Annotated in this window: 15 protein-coding genes; 4 read left to right on the plus strand and 11 right to left on the minus strand. The window is 48.0% G+C overall.

The window, feature by feature from the left end:
* Positions 1 to 28: 28 nt before the first annotated feature.
* Positions 29 to 676 (minus strand): hypothetical protein, encoded by a 648-nt coding sequence (locus B5M13_RS01615; protein ID WP_080054002.1) that lies wholly within the window; start codon positions 674 to 676, stop codon positions 29 to 31.
* 136 nt (positions 677 to 812) lie between these two features.
* Complete coding sequence (locus B5M13_RS01620; RefSeq protein ID WP_080054003.1) at positions 813 to 1,643, minus strand: 3-keto-disaccharide hydrolase; 831 nt, start codon at positions 1,641 to 1,643, stop codon at positions 813 to 815.
* Positions 1,644 to 1,716: 73 nt separating this feature from the next.
* Here B5M13_RS01620 and B5M13_RS01625 point away from each other — a divergent pair, with 73 nt between their 5' ends.
* Complete coding sequence (locus tag B5M13_RS01625; protein WP_080059753.1) at positions 1,717 to 2,814, plus strand: SMP-30/gluconolactonase/LRE family protein; 1,098 nt, start codon at positions 1,717 to 1,719, stop codon at positions 2,812 to 2,814.
* A 60-nt stretch (positions 2,815 to 2,874) separates the two neighbouring features.
* Here B5M13_RS01625 and B5M13_RS01630 read toward each other — a convergent pair whose 3' ends face one another.
* Both B5M13_RS01630 and B5M13_RS01635 read right to left on the minus strand, forming a co-directional pair.
* Positions 2,875 to 3,474 (minus strand): 3-keto-disaccharide hydrolase, encoded by a 600-nt coding sequence (locus B5M13_RS01630; protein WP_080054004.1) that lies wholly within the window; start codon positions 3,472 to 3,474, stop codon positions 2,875 to 2,877.
* Positions 3,475 to 3,554: 80 nt separating this feature from the next.
* The gene (locus B5M13_RS01635; protein ID WP_080054005.1) at positions 3,555 to 4,682 is read right to left on the minus strand and encodes a lactonase family protein; all 1,128 of its coding nucleotides are present in this window, start codon (positions 4,680 to 4,682) and stop codon (positions 3,555 to 3,557) included.
* Between the two features lie 265 nt (positions 4,683 to 4,947).
* On the opposite strand from B5M13_RS01635, the gene B5M13_RS01640 reads away from it, so the two are divergent.
* Positions 4,948 to 5,832 (plus strand): OmpA/MotB family protein, encoded by an 885-nt coding sequence (locus B5M13_RS01640; RefSeq protein WP_080054006.1) that lies wholly within the window; start codon positions 4,948 to 4,950, stop codon positions 5,830 to 5,832.
* Between the two features lie 133 nt (positions 5,833 to 5,965).
* On the opposite strand, the gene B5M13_RS01645 is transcribed toward B5M13_RS01640, so the two are convergent.
* Entirely contained in the window at positions 5,966 to 6,781 is an 816-nt protein-coding gene (locus tag B5M13_RS01645) for a lipoprotein signal peptidase (RefSeq protein WP_080054007.1), read from the minus strand.
* A 173-nt stretch (positions 6,782 to 6,954) separates the two neighbouring features.
* The gene (locus B5M13_RS01650) at positions 6,955 to 8,181 is read right to left on the minus strand and encodes a proline dehydrogenase family protein (protein ID WP_080054008.1); all 1,227 of its coding nucleotides are present in this window, start codon (positions 8,179 to 8,181) and stop codon (positions 6,955 to 6,957) included.
* A gap of 271 nt (positions 8,182 to 8,452) precedes the next feature.
* Here B5M13_RS01650 and B5M13_RS01655 point away from each other — a divergent pair, with 271 nt between their 5' ends.
* The gene (locus B5M13_RS01655; protein WP_020600888.1) at positions 8,453 to 9,556 is read left to right on the plus strand and encodes a chorismate mutase; all 1,104 of its coding nucleotides are present in this window, start codon (positions 8,453 to 8,455) and stop codon (positions 9,554 to 9,556) included.
* A 99-nt stretch (positions 9,557 to 9,655) separates the two neighbouring features.
* On the opposite strand, the gene B5M13_RS01660 is transcribed toward B5M13_RS01655, so the two are convergent.
* The 4 genes from B5M13_RS01660 to B5M13_RS01675 form a co-directional block, all read right to left on the minus strand.
* Positions 9,656 to 10,606, minus strand: a complete 951-nt coding sequence (locus tag B5M13_RS01660) for a DUF4249 domain-containing protein (RefSeq protein ID WP_080054009.1) — start codon at positions 10,604 to 10,606, stop codon at positions 9,656 to 9,658.
* Positions 10,607 to 10,608: 2 nt separating this feature from the next.
* Positions 10,609 to 13,047 carry a TonB-dependent receptor gene (locus B5M13_RS01665; protein ID WP_080054010.1) on the minus strand — a complete coding sequence of 813 codons (2,439 nt, stop codon included), beginning with the start codon at positions 13,045 to 13,047 and terminating at the stop codon, positions 10,609 to 10,611.
* 64 nt (positions 13,048 to 13,111) lie between these two features.
* Positions 13,112 to 14,083: a DUF4249 domain-containing protein gene (locus B5M13_RS01670; protein WP_080054011.1), complete on the minus strand. Its 972-nt coding sequence runs from the start codon at positions 14,081 to 14,083 to the stop codon at positions 13,112 to 13,114.
* Positions 14,083 to 16,461 carry a TonB-dependent receptor gene (locus B5M13_RS01675; protein ID WP_080054012.1) on the minus strand — a complete coding sequence of 793 codons (2,379 nt, stop codon included), beginning with the start codon at positions 16,459 to 16,461 and terminating at the stop codon, positions 14,083 to 14,085. The genes B5M13_RS01670 and B5M13_RS01675 overlap by 1 nt, the downstream gene beginning before the upstream one ends.
* Positions 16,462 to 16,682: 221 nt before the next feature.
* On the opposite strand from B5M13_RS01675, the gene B5M13_RS01680 reads away from it, so the two are divergent.
* Positions 16,683 to 18,023, plus strand: a complete 1,341-nt coding sequence (locus tag B5M13_RS01680; RefSeq protein WP_080054013.1) for an NAD(P)/FAD-dependent oxidoreductase — start codon at positions 16,683 to 16,685, stop codon at positions 18,021 to 18,023.
* Between the two features lie 52 nt (positions 18,024 to 18,075).
* Here the strand turns inward: B5M13_RS01680 and B5M13_RS01685 are convergent, their stop codons facing one another.
* Positions 18,076 to 18,903 (minus strand): hypothetical protein, encoded by an 828-nt coding sequence (locus B5M13_RS01685; RefSeq protein ID WP_245859681.1) that lies wholly within the window; start codon positions 18,901 to 18,903, stop codon positions 18,076 to 18,078.
* Positions 18,904 to 19,076: the final 173 nt, after the last annotated feature.

Genomic DNA, 19,076 nt, shown 5'->3' on the forward strand with positions numbered 1-19,076 from the left:
CCGTAGGGCTCGTGCCGACGTTTTTAACTTAATTATGCACGAATGAATATGATTTGTTGGGGTCCAGCAACGGATGTGGTCCTTTCAATTCGTTGTCGCCGATGGTAAGGGCCAGATTCTCGAAGAAAACATCCATCACCCAGGGTTCGAACCGGAATTCGAAGTCGTTGTGTTCTTGATGAGCGATCTGAAAAATAGAATAGCGTTCTGGGCAGAACTCAAACTGGAGCATAAGGGCATCAACGGGATGTTTATTAAAATGCACCTGCCCATTGGTGTTGGTGGTGCCCTGTTGAATATCGGCTCCATTTTTAACACCAACCAGGATATAACTCAACAATTGCTTATTGGTGTCAACAATACGGATCGTAAGCTGATTGCCCGGAACTGTTCTACTTTTTACCAGGACAAAGTCTTTATCCGGTTTTGGGCGGCTATTCAGGATAATCTGGTCGCCCTGGAGTTTCCAGGTTCCTTTTCCCATACGGTCGAGGGCGCCGTAGGCGAAGAAAAATTCAAATGTAGAATCCGGGTTTAGTTTGATCCCGGATCCAACTTCACGGACGCCTGTGAGGTAGTATTCTCCGGCGACAGATCTTGGCGTTTTCTGGGCAATGGATTGTGTCATAATCAGGGTAGCTACCAATCCGAGGACTGGCGTATAAAATGCGTTCATGTAGTTGTTGTCTTGCTCAAAATTACATGAACACATGCCCCGATAGCCAGCGCTAGTTTGTAACGGGAGTTGAAAAGTGTATAACTGGAGTAGATCAAAACGTAAACCACAAGCTACGTAGTTCGGGCAAATCCTGCTAGTGCGGTAACTGGCTAATGGGGCGAATCTGAATGTTTCGGTAAAATACCTCTGCCCCTTCTGACTGAATCTGAATCTTACCTTTCGTGAGGGGCACGATTTCGCCGTTGACGACATGACGTGTATGTACCAGCATGAGATTGACTTTGCCGTTCATAACGTGCAGACAGGTGTCGCCCAGGCAATATAATTCAACGACATTCCATTGGCCCGATGGTTTTTCATTGTCGGGATTTTTTAGGCAGGTGCGGCCATTAGGGGTTTTATCCTGAAAGGTAATTGGCGTAGCTTCGGGCTGATAAATGAATTTTCCCTTGTCGTTTTTCGTGGCCGGAATATCGGCCAGTACATTCATCACCCCCCAATAGTCACCACAATCTCCCTCCTGAATTTGGAACTCGAACGACTCCATCCAGAGCATAGGTGTTCCATGCGATCCAACGCTATGGTAGAGCAAACCACTATCGCGCGGCTGATCAAGTTTGGGTGGCCACTTTTGGGTTCCCCATTTGAATTCGGCCCGGAAATGGTAGTTCTCAAACTCGGCCAGTGTATTGATGCCCCCAAATGTTTGGCCTGAAATCCGTAAGGCAGGTTGCCCATCGGCCATCACCACAGAGAAAACATGGTTGGGATCGTTGTTGAGGCCAATCGGGGCTGGTTTTGGCGCTTGCTTATCTGCCGAATAAGGTCGATCGAGATAGGTTTCCCAGCCCCTCAAATCTTTTCCGTTGAATAGGGATTGCCAGCCGGTTGCTTTTTCCCTGCTTTGACCCAGTATTGAACCGTAAAACAAACTCAGGCAGGATGCCAGGACATATACTTTCATAGAACGAAGATGTACAACAATTTAGCGAACAGACGGTTTACGTCGGGATATATGATTTACACAACGTATGGATATGAAACAGTCTTTGATCGTGCTTCTACTCGGCCTTGGTCTGGCCGCTGGTTGTCAGAAGAAAGAAAATGCAAAAGGATTGGATACGGGCAATTTGGATAGCGCCAAAGAAGAGGTATCGACCGTTGGTAATCCGAAGTTACTCTATACACTACCCGACAAGTACAATACGCCCGATGGAATGGCTCTGGCACCCGATGGATCGGTTTACCTGTCGGTTCCTAATCTGGCCGATAACAGCTATCCTGGTGTTATTGTAAAATTCGCCAAAGACTCTGTTCGGTTTTTTGCCAGTTTACCAGCCCATCCCGACACAAAACACGCCTGCCCGATGGATTTGGCTTTCGGACCTGACGGTAATCTGTATTATGCTGACAATCAGTATGAAAACGATAAAGATTACAAGTCGCGGCTGATGCGGATTCGCATGAAGGGTAGCCAGATCGTTGGAATTGAGCCTGTGGTAACTGGCTTTGGCTTGTCAAACGCTGTAGTCTGGAAAGGGAATACAATTTACGTAACCGATAGCCAGTGGGACATGCCTGACAACGACAAAGGTAGTGCGGTGTTCCATTTCACAATGGATGAACTCGCCAAAGGCCCTGTTGCTCTGAAGCCTAAAACGATGGACCCGCACATTCTGGCTACATTTACGACGCAGGTTAATGAAACGGGTGTTGATAACGGAGCCGATGGCCTGGATTACGACAGTAAAGGCACTTTTTATACGGGTTCGTTCGGCGACGGGACGCTCTACAAACTGACATTGAAGCCAGATGGCTCTTTAGCGTCAAAAGAAGTGGTGAATACCGATCAAAAAATTGCCTGTGTGGATGGATTGATCATCGACCGGAAGACTGATAAAATTTACCTATGCAACTCCCGAATGAATGCTGTGATGACCGTTACGCCCAATGGTAAGGTGAGCACACTTGTTCAAAATGGCGATACAGAAGGCGGAACTGGTAAAATTGACCAACCCGCTGAGGTTCTTTTGAAAGGGAATCGACTTTACATTACAGACTACGACAAGCCCGAGAAGAAATTCGTTAATACGAAAGCCGACAAAGTACACACCATGTCGTATGTAGATTTGTAACGTGGACCTCTGGTCCGCATAATTCGTTAAGTATTAACTATGCGGACCAGGGAATTACAGTTATAATGGTTTCAGTTCCAGATTGCGCCAGCGGACTTTAATTCCCCCGCCATCGTGAATTTGCAGGGCAATAGAACCGTCGGCCTGACCAATCTTTTCGTCGTGCATATCGACCATCTCTTTACCATTGAGGTAGGTCTGAACATGGTCACCTTCAACCCGAATCCGCATTTTGTTCCATTGTTCGGGTTTTAGAATCGTTTCTTTTTCGTCAGGAATCTGAACCAGCCAGCCCCGGCCGTAGGATTCATAAATGCCGCCCGTATCGTGGTTGGGGGGAGCTACTTCAACCTGCCAGCCACTGACTTTAGTGCCTTCGATGGTTGACCGGAAAAAGACGCCACTGTTGCCGTTAGCTTCCTGTTTGAATTCCAGCGTTAGGTCGAAGTTCTTATAAAATTTTTCGGTAGCCAGGTAGCCGTATTTTTTGTCGGGACCGCTTTCGCATACCAGGTTGCCATCTTCAACGTACCACTTTTCAGTGCCGTAGATTTTCCAGCCGTCCAGATTTTTTCCATTGAACAGGCTAATGGTTTTTTTAGCGGGGGCTGCCATTATAAACAGAATGAGCAGCAATCCGGCCGTAAGTACTTTGGTCATTAGAAATTACAGGTTTAATGTTTGGGGTTCTGGGTTCGAAATTACAGATAAAACGGCGATCAGAAGCTCTCTGGCTATGGTTAATGGGAACTAGCCATAAGCACACAAACCGGAGCGGGTACTTTGACAGACTGACCGGTGTAAGTTAACAGGCCTGTTTTCTGATCGCGTCTGAAAATCGTGATGTTGTCCGTATCCTGATGGGCCACGAATACAAATTCTCCTTTCGGGTCGATCAGGAAATTACGGGGAGTTTTGCCTTCCGTCGGTTGCTCACCCACTTTAGTCAGCTTTCCATCTTTTCCAACAGCCAGGATCGCCAGGCCGTTAAAGCCCCGATTCGACTGATACAGAAATTTGCCGGATGGGTCAATATGAATGTCAGCACTGGTATTCTGACCGCTAAAGTTGGCAGGTAGTGTTGGTACATTATCCTGCATCAGCGTTAGTTTGCCCGTTTTGGCATCGCGGGAAAAAGAAGCTACCGTAGAGGTCAGTTCTTCAACCAGATAGGCGTATTTGCCATTGGGATGAAACGTAAAATGCCGTGGACCTGAACCGGGCTTTACACTCACATAGGGTGTTGAAGCTGGCTTGACCTTACTATTCGCTACGTCGATTTCAAAGATATTCAGCTTATCGGTGCCCAGATCAGCAACATAAACAAATCGGTTGTCAGGGGCTAGCGTTGCCGAATGGACATGGGCTTTTTCCTGACGTTGTGCATTAGGACCAGTGCCTTCATCCTGCACTTTATCGGTCGACTCCCCCAGAGTGCCATCGGCTTTGATGGGTAATACGGCCAGGCTACCCCCGCCATAATTGGATACAAAAGCGGTTTTGCCTGTATGGTCAACACTCACATGGCAGGGCCCCGCGCTTAGCGACGATTGACTGTTCATAAACTGAAGTTTGCCCGTAGCCTTATCGATCGAATAAGAGCTTACGCCACCTGCTCCTTTATCGGCCCCTTCGTTGACGGAGTACAGATATTTGCCCGTTGGATGTATTGCCAGAAAGGATGGACTTTTTACGTTTGAAACGGCCTGAATCTGGTGCATGGTACCCGCCTTCCGGTCGAATTCAAACACATAGATACCCTCACTACCTCTTAACGAGTACGTACCAATGTACATGATTTCTTTGCCGGTCTGAGCCTGAGCTGTCAAACTGGCACTTACTAAAATAGTAGCCAATAGCTTATTCATAAAACAAGGATGAGTCGGACTAATAAGTGTATAAAGTGCATAAACTACCGTTAAGACTAAATCATGTCATCTTGCAGAATTTGAGATTTGCTTTTGCAGAAACCGCCTGATAAAGAAATAGTGCAATTTTATAGGTTTACATGAAACAATAGTTGTAAAACGATTAAGCAGAATCCCTTAACTTTGCGAAACGATTCTGTCTATCAACAGTAGGTATCGTTTTAACCTAACTTTTTCGTTACCGTTACTATTTTCTCTTATCAGTATGAAACGAATTTTGATTCTTTTTTCGGCAGTAGTAATGCTGGCTTCCTGTAACAGTAAGAAGCGGCTAGCCGAAATGAAAGCCCTACAGGATGCTCGTGACAAGGCCGTATCTTCCCTGGCCGACTGTGACAAATTGACGGCTGATCTACGTACCCAATTGTCGGCTAAAGACACGGATCTGCAAGGTAAAGACAAACAGGTTAGTGATTTACAGGCTCAGATCGACTATCTGAAAAAGACCAATACCAACCTCCTGGACCGGATGTCGGATTTGTCGATTGTTAGTAAATCAGGTGCGGAGAGCATCAAAAAATCGCTCGAAACACTGAACGAACAAACGAAGTACGTTAATAACCTCAACTCAAGTATTCAGCGTAAAGATTCGTTGAACCTGGCGTTGGTGATGAGCCTGAAACGTTCGCTGGACGACATCAACGATCAGGACGTACAGGTTGAAGTGAAAAAAGGGGTTGTGTATGTGTCTCTGTCGGACAAGCTTTTGTTCAAATCGGGTAGCTACGAGGTTCTACCTGCTGCCGAAACGGTATTGGGCAAAGTGGCTAAAGTGGTAAATGATCACAAGGAGCTGGATATTCTGGTTGAAGGTCATACCGACATCGTACCTATCTCAACTGCGTCGATCAAAGATAACTGGGATTTGAGCGCTTTGCGAGCTACTTCGGTCGTTCGGACGCTGCAAAAGAAATTTGCTGTGGCTCCTGAACGTATGACTGCTGGTGGTCGCTCAGAGTTCGCTCCGAAAGATGATAACACAACGGATGCTGGTCGTCAGCAAAACCGCCGGACTGAGATCATCATCACGCCAAAACTGGATCAGTTCTTCAATCTGCTGTCGAGCGGCCAGGCTGGTGGAAGCAAATAAGGTTTGATTCAAACAGGTTCAATAAAAAATCCCGGTTGATGACATCAACCGGGATTTTTTATTGAACCTGTTTGAATATGTATTCCAATCGTTGTCCTCCTGAGGAGCGAGGGGTTTTCGAGTAAGTGCTAACTTACTCTCGTTCCGAATCAGTATGACTGGGTTGCTCTGAAGAGTCCTTATCCGTATCCGTTGGTAAGACGGTTTCAGCATCTGGCTGGGCTTCTTCGTCTGATAAATTAGTGGTTTCTGACTCTGAATCGACTGCGGGTGACTCCTGTTCTTCCTGAAGATAGTCAGCAGCTGGCAGGACCGATGCTTCGATAGGGTCAGGGCCTGAAACGGGTAACATACTGTCTTCCACATGCTGTTCGCCAAAGAATCGACGCTGGAAGAACAAAATCAGGCAGACGCCAATGAAAATGCAGGAATCCGCAATGTTGAAAATGGGCGTGGAGTAATATTGGCCTCCCCATACAGGCACCCAGTCGGGAATAAACCCCTCCCACACATCCACAAAGATCATATCGATGACCTGACCATGAAACCAGGGCGTTGGCGAGCCATAAGGCGCATTATGCAGAAAAACGCCGTAAAAGGTGCTGTCGATCACGTTGCCAACGGCTCCCGCCAGAATCATGGCCATCGCCCACAATAATCCGTTTGGGGCACCACGATGCGCCAGATTAACCAGGTAATAACCGATACCTACCATGGCGAACAGTCGGAATATACTAAGTAGTAATTTCCCGTATTCATGCCCTAACTGCATCCCGAACGCCATGCCTGGGTTCAGCACGTAATGCAGTTTCAGCCAGTCGCCAGCTAGTTTTATCTGGCCGGCAAAGCCTGGAGCCATGTAGAAATGAACAGCCAGCTTCACGCCCTGATCCAGCGCAATCAAAGCGAGTGTCAGTAGAAAAAATTTAAGGGGATTTTTTTGAATCATAATAAAAAAGTAGGCACAGCAGGGACCGTTTTCACGGCCGGGCGAGTTCCCGGTTTGCTGTGCCAGTCATAAAAACTGCCAAAAATAGTCAGGTGTAGTCAATGATTGGCAAGCGTTGTCGTTTCAGTCCTGACTATTCTTGCCAATCATCGACTACACCCGTAGCTATTTACTTATTTCGAGCGACAATCCTTCCGGCGTTTCAACTCATTACTGACTAAGGTAAACTCCCGGCTACTTTGTCCGGCAATCGACTTATTCTCATCGGCTCGCCGGAACAAGTAAGGCATCACGGCGTCAATAGGCCCATAGGGCACATATTTGGCCACATTGTACCCTTTATTCGCCAGGTTAAACGAGATGTTGTCACTCATGCCCAGCAACTGCGCAAAGAAAATATGGGGGTCGTTGGGAGCAATGCCCAGTCGGCTCATTTCCTGTACGCAATATTGGCAGCTTTCTTCATTGTGCGTGCCCAGGCAGACCGAAATAATATCCCGGTGTTCAAGGCAGAAATCGATGGCGGCATTGAAGTCATGGTCAGTATCATCTTTGGTGGCCTGAATAGGGTCCTGATACTCATCTTCATGGGCTCGTAGCCGTTCTTTTTCCATGTAGGCCCCCCGTACCAGTTTTACGCCCAGGTAATACCCCTTTGCCTGAGCTTCAGCCGTATCGCGCTGAAGATGAGAAAGGCTTTCCCAACGATACATCTGGTAAGTGTTATAAACGATGGGACGTTCGTGGTTATAACGGTCCATCATTTCGTAGGCTAACGTGTCAATCGTATCCTGAATCCAGCTTTCCTCCGCATCGATAAAAATGCGGACGTTGCGTTCATAAGCCCGTCGGCAAAGCATATCGACCCGTTGCATTACCCGGTCGAATTCGGCCTTCTGGGTTTTGTTGAGCGAATCGCCTATCTGAACCGCTTCGAGGAGTTCGGTTGAGGCAATACCGGTCACTTTAAAAACTGAAAATGGGATGTCTTTCGATTCGCTGGCACGTTCGATCGTGCGGAGGATTTCGAGGGCAGTTTCGTCGAAACTTTTTTCAGTATCTTCTCCCTCTACTGAGTAATCGAGAATGGTGCCAACATGCACGTTGTGGAGGTGTCGGATGGTTGTTTCGCAATCGCGAATACTCTCACCACCACAGAATTGCTCGAAAATTGTGTTTTTAATCAGGAATTTAATGGGAAGATGTAGGCGTAAGGCAATCTTTATAAAAAAAGTACCTAAATTTACCAGCCATCCCTGATTCATCAACGCAAATAACCAGTAGGTCTTTCGGAGTTTGAAGTCCGACTGGGACGAAAAAGCAATCGAAGTATCCTCAAATGAAATGGGGCGTTCCGAGCTTGGTTTTCGATCGGATTGACCCTGGATAGTCTCCGGCATTAGATTACTTCGGTTCGACATATCAGTGCTCCGTTTGGGCGGTGCTACTTGCATAGCTTAAGTGCGTGTCGGTTACACGGCCGAAATATAAACGAATTTTAAATCAAACGGTTAAAATTCCGGCGCGACTTAGTTTGACAAACAAAAACGGTTTTAGACAAATTAGGGAACCGGCTTGACTGACAGCCGGTTCCCAATGCAAATATACCACAAATTTAAATTGAAAGTTCCCCATAGAGTATAACCAATACTCTTAGAATACCTGATTAGTATGAAAGTAGAATTAGCTGTAGAGCCGCTTGGATCGTGGATTGAGACCAACGGCAAACCTCTGATCATTGCGGGGCCCTGTAGCGCTGAAACCGAAGATCAGTTAGTTGAAACGGCTCGCCAATTGAGTACATTGGGAGCAGTACATGCCCTTCGTGCGGGTGTATGGAAGCCTCGGACACGTCCGGGGAGTTTTGAAGGTATGGGCGAAGCGGCTCTTCCCTGGCTTCAGCGGGCAAAAGCCGAAACGGGTTTGCCAGTTGCGGTAGAGGTAGCGACTCCCGAACATATCGAACTGGCGCTGAAATATGGTGTCGATATTCTGTGGATTGGTGCTCGTACCACCGTCAATCCATTTAATGTACAGGAAATTGCCGATGCGCTTCGGGGGGTTGATGTACCCGTATTGATCAAGAACCCGGTAAACCCTGATCTGGCTCTGTGGGTTGGTGCGTTTGAGCGGATTGCTGGAGCAGGCATCAAGAAACTGGCGGCTATTCACCGGGGCTTTGCAACGGGCGAATCCAGCAAATACCGGAATGTGCCCATGTGGCAGATGGCAATCGAGCTGAAATCGATTTTTCCACAGTTACCAATTATCGGCGATCCAAGCCACATGGCGGGTAAGCGAGCGTATCTGAACGAGTTGGCTCAGATGGCTATGGACCTCAACTACGACGGTCTGATTGTCGAATCGCACATTGACCCCGACAAAGCGTGGAGTGATGCTGCTCAGCAATTGACCCCAGCCGCTTTTGGTGACATGCTTGATCACCTGGAAATTCGTCAGGTTGAATCGCAGAACCTGGAGTTTCAGAGCTTTACCGAACAGTCGCGTCGTAGTATCGATAACGTAGACCGTCAGATTGTCGAAATGCTGGCTGCCCGTATGGCGCTGGTTGAGCGGCTGGCCGAATACAAGCGTGATAATAACGTGACGCTGTTCCAGCCTGAGCGGTGGAAAGAAATCCTTAAAACGCGTACCGAATTAGGTAAAAAACTAGGTTTGTATCCTGAACTGGTGGAAGAAATCTATAAGATTATCCACATGGAGTCGATTCGGAAGCAGACCGAAATCATTCATAACACCGCGCAAAGTGCGTAGTTAGTGGGTTGAATAAACTAAAGAAAGGCTGTGGAATACGGGTAGTGAGTTTTAAACTACTACACGTACTCCACAGCCTTTTGCTTTCTATATCGCAACTTATTTAACCATTATCGTAAGCGTCGAACGGTTATAAGCGCCAAAACAACCAAGTCCGCCCTGGATATTGGTTGGTATCAGAACGGGTTCCGCAAAGGGATTGTCCCTTACTTTATTCTGTCGTTCTACGGCATCGTGGTACCGGTAATAATTTTCGTCGAGGTTTAGCAGGTAGCCGTCTATTCGGCCAGATGGAGGTACTCCGACCCATATTCCATTCATCAAGGTATAGGAGAACGGAGATAAACGGCCACGCACCGAAACAATTTCCTGCCCGTCGCGACCAATGTCGGTAATGGTTGAGCCATTCTCAAAATACCAGTCACCTCTAAAGGACATAAGTGTATCGCGAACATAGTTATTTGAGGAGTTTAAAACCGGAAATCGCTGCTTGTATTCATTATTGCCGGCAACCCGGTAAAAATTGGCTTGTCCAGCAGGGTCGCGCCACTGCAATCGGGCGTAATAACTCTTTCGTCTATCGCCATATTCAGTGGTTATTCCCGAGTCTAAGGTCATTTGTGTAAGCGGTATGGCATTCGGTACCGTACAGGTTCCTATAACTTTACGTCCATCAGGCACCTGTACGGTTAATGTATATGTCTTCCCTACAACAATAGGCAATTCGGTAGCGGCTGCGCTGTAAGAAAGGGATGTGTTGCCGAACGCATTGGCAGTTTGCTTACTTTTTAAGAGAATAGTGCGGTTACCATCCGATAACGTAACGGTGGCATTTGGTATGTCTGAATACAGATCATTGGTTGTTCCTAAGATCGGCAGGGAATGCGTTACGCGGGCTGCCAGCACCGTATCCTGAGGAGATATAAAACAGGCCACTACCAGTTTTTCGGAGTCCTGTTCGAGCCCTACTGGGTTTACTTCCTGGCGTAGACTCGTACAGGCTGCAAACAGGCTGGCAAACACCAGGTATATAAGTAAGTTGAGTTTCATGATCAAAATTTGAAATTATAGCTGACCGAAGGCACAACTGGGAATACAGAATAGCGGAAGAGGCCTGTACGGCTTGGTTGACCCTGGCCCTGGCTTACCGATTCGAGTTGGTAGAAGAAAGGATTCCGACGGTTGTAGGCATTATAGAGACTAAACTCCCAGGTTCGCTCGTGGTGTTTCTTTTGTTTGTGAAACTGGATCGCTACGTCAAACCGATGATAGGCTTCGGCCCGGAAACTATTTTTCTGCTGACTATAGTCGCTAACGGATGTCCCTGAGTCGAATAATGGAGCAATAAGGGTCGGAACATTATTCGCATAAATCGTTGCAAGGCCCGGCGAATTACGGTAGGCCCGGTAGTTGGCAATGGGTACCGTCAGGGCGTTTCCGGTGCCATACACCCACGTGCCCGACAACGTGATGCGCTTACTTAGTTCATAAATACCGACCACCGATATATCATGCCGCCGGTCGTAACGGGGGAAGAAAGGACGCCCGCCGTTGAGTTCAGGAAATTGCCACTTTGTCCACGAGAGCGTATAACCCACCCAACCCGAAAGCCGCCCTGTTTTGCGCTGAAGAAGCACTTCGGCACCATAACTCCAGCCCTTTCCGGCGGTTACGTTATCTTCCCAACGAACCCGCTCGGCCGACGTCGGATCATCGATTAGCAGAAAGCTTGCCCCTTCCTTGTAATTGATGATGTTCTGCATGGTTTTATAGTACCCTTCAACGGTAAGTGCGAAGCCTTTGCCCAGTACAAAATTGTCGGCAAAGTCCTTGGCAAGTCCAACGGCGACCTGCCTGGATTGCTGAGGGGCAACCCGGTCGGTGGTTGGCACCCATAAATCCGTTGGTAGGCCGATGCCGGTGTTGCTCAGCAGGTGGATATACTGATTCATCGTTGCGTATGAAGCCTTAACGGAAAGACTTGGCCGCAACTGGTAAGAGGCTGATAGCCGGGGTTCAGGACGTAGATAGTTCGTGTTGCCCTGGGTAAACACACTTACGCGCATACCGCCATTTACCCGCCAGCGATCAGTAGGGCGCCAGGTGTCTTCGGCATATAGCCCCATTTCTGTACCGTAAATGGCTTCAACATCTCGTCGGAATTCATTGGCTGAAGTGTTCTGTACGACCAGAGCACTGGGCGTAAACTGGTGAAAAATCGTTTGCGCCCCAAAACGTATTGAGTGTCGGGGAGAAAGGTAATAGTCGAAATCGAGTTTGGTCGATAAGTCGCGAATGCCGGATGTATACCGAAGTGAAGTGTTGAGCGTATCGGCCGTACGCGTATCGGCCGAAATCTGGAATTGGTAATTGCTGTAGATCAGCGACAGATTTGCAAATAATTTCTGATTGAACAGGTGATTCCAGCGAAGTGTACCGGTTGCATTCCCCCAACCGATGCCTACATCGTTGCCTCCGCCTTTCTCGCTGGAGTAAAAACGATCCCGACCAAAATAACCACTCAAGTAAAGTTTGTTATTCGGTCCGAAGTCGTAATTCGCTTTGGCATTGAAGTCATAGAAGTAATAACCTGCTTTGGTTTGACCATCACTTTGAGCACTAATCAACGGCGCAGCAAGCACATCCAGATAAGTTCGCCGTCCCGATAGTAAAAAACTCCCAGCAGGCTGGCCCGTCTTTTTGTTTTTGGCAAAAGGGCCTTCCAGCGTTAGCCGACTGGCAATGAGGCCGATTCCGCCCTCTCCGTGGAGCCGTTCTTTATTGCCATCTTTCATATTCAGTTCAATGACTGACGACAATCGGCCCCCATAACGGGCAGGAAAGCCGCCTTTGGTCAACTCAACACTTTTTAAGGCATCGCCATTGAACACCGAAAAGAAGCCAAACAAGTGGTTGGCGTTGTAAACTGTTGCTTCGTCCAGAATGATCAGGTTCTGGTCAGGGCCACCACCACGGACATAGATTCCCGTCTGCCCTTCAGAGCCTTTCTGTACACCCGGCATGAGTTGCAATACTTTCAGGACATCTTTTTCGCCCAGAAACGCCGGAATCTTTTTGATTTGGGCCACAGGCACATCGATCCGACTCATCTGTGGACTCTCGCTTACTTTTTCTTCCGTGCGACTCGCTTTGACCTCTACCTCCGACAGAATTCGTCCGGGCGTTAGCGATACGCTGAGTGCTCGGTTTTGGCGAAAACCAACGGTATGCTGGATGGGCTCGTAGCCTACAAACGAAAAAGCCAGATGCAGGCTATCCTGGGCAGGGAGCGTTAGGGAATAAAACCCGTACGTATTAGTGGTGGTACCAGTGGAGGTGCCTGGCAGATAAACATTGACACCGATGAGTGCTTCCTGACTCCCCGTTTCGCGTACATAACCGCTGATTGTAAAAAGATTCGGGGTGTTTTGGGCGCGAATAGGACCAAAGGAAAGCAGGGTGCAGATAAAAGAAACTAAAGGTAGACGCATAGAGGATCAATAAGTACTATAGACCCTAACATCAACTTAACCGTTGTGATATATGAAGTTTTTTTTATTTCAATCGTAGCGATAAGACCGAGTTGTTATAGCCCGCAAAACAACCGAGCCCACCGTCGATATTACTAGGAATCAGAACTGGTTCGGCAAAGGGGTTGTTGCGTGAACGATTCTGCCGGATGATTGCTTCCCGATACCGATAATATGATTGATCGACGGTCATTAGATTAACCGATACGACTGCTATACGATAGCGGTGATAGAAGTCAAGATCCTGATTGCCAGACGGCTGATTAGATGTTAAATACGCCCTTCCTGACATCATCGTAGTACCGTCGACGCCTTCGTCCGAAAAAAGCCCTCGGTTGTCGTCATCAAAAGAAAGGTTGCTGGTACCGTCTGTTCGGCTGCAACTGCTACAATTAATCACATATTGGAAACTCCCAGATACCTGATAGAAGTTCGTCTGACCAGCAGAGTCCTGCCAGCTTGCCCGTACAAAATACCGCTGGTTCTGATTTCGGTTAAGAATGGCGTTGGCGTTAGAGTCTAATTTGACGGAGGTAGGCTTGACCGCATACGGAATGGTACAGGCACTGGTTGCTTTCTGTCCATCGGCCGTCGTTACGGTCAGTTTATAGGTATGCCCCGCAATAATAGGCAGTAATTTGGCATCGGCGCTGTAATAAAGACGGACTGAGTCGCCGGGGAAAAGCGTGTTCCTGTAAAGAAGCTGTACGGACCGACCGCCTTCTGATAGTATAACGGTAGCGTTTGACACCGATGTGCCTGACATATATTGGCTGATACTGTCGCCTACTATGGTTCGGGAGCGGGTTACGTTTGCCGTTAAAGCCACATCCTGTGGCGATAAAAAGCAACTTACGACCAGTTTGGGCGGATCAACACCTAATTCACCTGGATCTACTTCGTTTCGCAGGCCAGTGCAGTTGTTAAGCAGAAACAGACTAATCAGGCAGGTAATGAGTACCGGAAATGGGTTGTAGAAACGAACGAATAGAGCCATCAGAATTTAAAATTATAGCTAATTGCCGGAACAATCGGGAAGACTGAATAGCGGAACAGGGCAGTCCGGGAGGGGGTCGTTGCTGTGGCGGCTACGGATTCGAGTCGGTAAAAGAACGGGTTTCGACGGTTATACAGGTTGTAGGCGCTGAATTCCCAGGTTCGTTCGTGGTGTTTTTTCTGTTTGTGAAATTGGATGCTTACATCAAACCGATGATAGGGTTCGGCTCGGAACGTGTTTTTCTGGCTACCATAATCGTCCGAAGTGCGGGGCGTATAAATGAGCGAGTTATCGAGCCGATAGGTATCATAGCGCCCAACGGGTATAGTCAGGGCATTGCCGGTACCGTATACCCACAGGGCTGATAACGTAATTCGTTTGTTTAGTTCATAAATACCGACCAGTGAAATATCGTGTCGGCGGTCGTAGCGAGGATAATACGGTTGTCCGCCATTCAGTTCGGCAAACTGCCATTGGGTCCACGAAAGGGTATAGCCCGCCCAGCCCGAGAAACGCCCCACTTTCTTTTGCAGCAAAAATTCGGCCCCGTACGACCAACCCCTTCCTGCCGTCACATTATCTTCCCAGCGTACGCTGTTCGCATTCGTAGGGTCGTTGATGAGTAAAAAGCTGGCGCCTTCCTTGTAGTTGATGATATTGTTCATCTGCTTGTAATACCCTTCAATGGTCAGCGTTAGCCCACTATTAGTAAAATCTTTGGCGATGCCAGCGGCTACCTGTTGCGATTGCTGGGGTTTTACCCGGTCGGTGGTAGGTACCCATAAATCGGTAGGCAGACCAATACCCGTATTCGATAGCAAGTGAACGTACTGATTCATCAGGGCATACGACGCTTTGACCGATAGATCCGGTTTTAGGGTATAAGCGACCGAAAGGCGGGGTTCGGGCCGGAGGTAGTTAATATTCTGCCCCCAAAAGTAGCTCAGTCGGACGCCACCATTCAGCCGCCAGCGGGTCGACGGGCGCCAGGTATCCTCCATATACACACCCGATTCCAGGACATCAATATTCGTCGCGTTATCGATCGATTGCCGGATGGTGGCATTTTGAAGAACGACCGCACTGGGAGTAAAGCGGTGATAAATGCCCTGAATGCCTGCCCGGACAGAGTGCTGAGGGGTTGGGTAAAAATCGAAATCGTACTTGAGCGATAGATCCCGGATGCCCGAATTGTAGAACAGTGAGTAAACCGCCGTATCCTGTGTACTTTTTTCGACCGACGAAATCTGGAATTTATAATCACTGAAGATCAGCGATAGATTCGAAAACAGCTTCTGATTGAACAGGTGATTCCAGCGTAGGGTTCCGGTTGCATTGCCCCAGCGTAGGCCCGTATCCGTATTCAGTACTTTATCGTCGGCATAAAAGCGATCGCGGCCAAAATAGCCACTGAGGTAGATTTTGTCTTTGGACGTCAGATCGTAGTTGGCTTTGGCGTTCAGGTCATAGAAGTAATACCCGGCATTCAGTTGACCATTGGTCTGGGCATTGATGACGGGCGCGCCTACAAAATCAAGATACGTTCGTCGGCCTGAGATCAGAAACGAACCAGAACGCTCGCCCGGCTTTCTATTTTTTGTCAGCGGTCCCTCCAGAACCAGTCGCGAGGCAATGAGTCCAATGCCGCCCTCACCGTGCAATTTCTCCCGATTCCCATCTTTCATGTTCAGATCGATAACCGATGAGAGACGCCCACCATACCGGGCCGGAAACCCGCCTTTTATTAATTCAACACTTTTGATCGCATCGCCATTGAAAACGGAGAAGAACCCGAACAGGTGGTTGGCATTGTAGACAACCGCATCGTCCAGAATGATCAGGTTTTGATCGGGACCACCCCCGCGCACGTAGATACCGGTTTGTCCTTCGGACCCTTTCTGGACGCCAGGCATCAACTGAAGTACTTTGAGTACATCTTTTTCGCCCAGGAAAGCGGTTATTTTCTTGATTTGAGCTACGGGAACGTCAATGGTGCTCATACGTGGGCTTTCACTCACCTTCTCGACAGTATTGCCTGCCTTTATTTCAACCTCCGACAGTGCCTGACCGGGTGCCAGGAGAATATTCCGGGTCTGATTTGCCCGCAGGGGTATTGTGTAAGCTACGGTTTCATAACCAACAAATGAATAGGCCAGACGAACGCTATCCTGGGCGGGTAATGTCAGTGAATAAAAGCCGTAGGTATTCGTTGTGGTGCCTGTAGTTGTGCCCGGCAAATATACATTGACACCGATCAGGGCCTCCAGACTGCCTGACTCACGCACGTAGCCGCTAACCGTAAATCGATTGCCCGACTGGGCGAATAAATGACAGGGAAACAGGAAAAGAATAAGCAGACTTTGGAGACGTACGAGCATCGACCAGACGACTAAATGAGTAAAGCGAACAAAATGAGCTAGCGGGCGCTGAGTCTGTAGACTGTAAAACGTTTAGATGGCTAAATTATGTTATACAAGTGAGAAAGAACAGGTGCTTCAACAGAATCCATACGGCTGTTTTTTAGTCGATTACTAAACAAAAGAACGGTAAGAACGGTAATACAATCGACGGCACCTGTCGTGTAAAGACCTGAATAGCTATGCTTACGTTTGATAAACTTTCGCTCAATATACCCGATACGTCAAAACCGCGCGTTGTCATCATTGGGGGCGGCTTTGGTGGTATGAACTTAGCCAAGGCGCTGCGCGATGCCGATGTGCAGGTGGTGCTTTTCGACAAACAGAATTATAACGGTTTCTGGCCATTGCTGTATCAGGTAGCCACGGCTGGTCTGGAGCCCGACGCTATTGCTGAACCATTCCGAAAAATGTTTGATGGCTACGACGATTTTCATTATCGGATGGTACGGGTCAGCAAAATTGATCCTGAAACGAAAACGATAACTACCCTTATTGGCGACCTGCATTACGATTATCTGGTCATTGCGACAGGGGCCAAGTCTAATTTTTTCGGCAACGAGCAGATTCAGAAATATTCGTTTCCCCTAAAAACCATCCCCGAAGCCCTCAACGTTCGAAGTCAGTTTTTACAATGTTTTGAACAGGCCAGCGTGACGACTGACCCCGAAGAACGGAAAAGTTTGTTAACCTTTGTTATTGCTGGGGCTGGACCAACAGGGGTTGAAATGGCTGGTTCTCTGGCCGAGATGCGTAAACATGTGCTTCCCTGCGATTATCCGGGTCTGAATTTCAGCGAGATGAGCATTATTGTGGTCGAAGGGCTTGGTAAAGTACTGCCTCCCATGTCGGACGAAGCCGGGCAAAAAGCACAACGCTATCTGGAAGATTTGGGTGTTATTGTTAAACTGAATACGCTGGTTGACTCGTACGATGGTGAAACGGTGACGTTTAAAAGTGGTGAACAAATCAAAACACAAACGCTGGTCTGGGCGGCTGGTGTAACGGGGGCACTCATGGATGGGATTCCGGCTGATGCGATTGAGAAAGGCCGTATTCTGGTCGACCCGATCAACCGGGTTCAGGGGCTGACTGATGTATTTGCCATTGGCGATATTGCCTTTATGAAGCTGAAAGACTATCCAAAAGGGCATCCGGGCGTAGCGCAGCCAGCCATTCAACAGGGCAAACACTTAGCCAAAAACCTGAAACACCTGCTGAAAAACGAGCCAACGACACCTTTCGAATACTTCGACAAAGGTTCACTGGCTATTGTAGGCCGCAGTCGGGCTGTAGCCGATTTGCCTGGAAAATTACATCTGGGCGGATTTATTGCCTGGATGGCCTGGTTATTCGTGCATATCTGGTATCTGGTTGGTTTCCGCAGCAAACTGATTGTGTTCAGCAACTGGATCTACCGATTATTCACCTACCAGCGGGGGACACGTATCATTATCCGCCCGTTTGTCCGCAAAGACGATAAAGTAGGGCAGGAGATCTTAGCGCACAACGAAATGAGCTAAAGGCTATTTATATGTGCTCGTCTGCGATTATATCGCGGACGAGCACGAAACACTATCGTTTACCGAGCGGCAAATTGAACCCAAAGGCATATTTGTATTGCAACGAATAGAAATGATGCGTAGCCAACCCCTGCTGATCGGCACCCAGCCGCGTATTCGTATAATCGGCCCAGGCACCTTGCACATCAGTTTGCAGGAAAAAATACCGGAAGATATCCAGTTTTAAACCACCACTCATGGCGGCTACGACACCATGAAAATGGAACGGACCCTCTTGCTGATTGCCCAGTATGGTCGAAATGGTGTACGAAATAAGGGCTCCACCGCCAACCTTCCCGATCGCACTCAGTTGAAGATGTTTAGTTTGCCAGAGTTTATGGCGCTTCACCAGGTTGAGCATCAGGTAATTGTTGCCGTTGGTGTGTTGTAAATGCACAAAATCGGGTGTAACGAGCGTGTCTTTATCGATCTGATGGCCCCGTATCTGCCCCTGTACATGGATAACCTGATTGTCGGTCACGATGTATTTCAGGTGGTCCCAGCTTAGTTCAATACCCAGATCGTGCCTGTCATTGAAGAAATAGCCGAGGTTCATGTCGTACTGGGGAACCGTCAGATTATCGAGCCGATAAAAGTCTTTCATGTCGGCCCGGTCGTGTGCGCTGGCTTTTATAAACGTAAAATCGTAATTATCAGTGGTTGTATTGCGAAAGTGGATGGTGCTGCGGGAATACGATTCGCGATTATAGCCCCATGTGAAGTAAAGGCTACCACGCATTTTGCCAAGCTTAACCGTACGTTGGGGAGGTAATGTTTGAGCGAGAACAGGTTGCAACCAGCAACAAAAGACAATACCAGACAGTAGAGCTTTAAGGTCCATGAAGTACAATTACGGTATAGTGAATGGCGGTTACCTAAACGTAGGTAGGAAACACATGATACAAAAGACGTATTGCCCGTATAAAGTTCCCTAAACACCTACAAATGAAAAGGTAGCCACATTGATCAGTGACTACCTTTTTATTTGTACTGCATAAACTAGTCAAATTACCA

This window comes from Spirosoma aerolatum, assembly GCF_002056795.1.
Taxonomy (GTDB): domain Bacteria; phylum Bacteroidota; class Bacteroidia; order Cytophagales; family Spirosomataceae; genus Spirosoma; species Spirosoma aerolatum.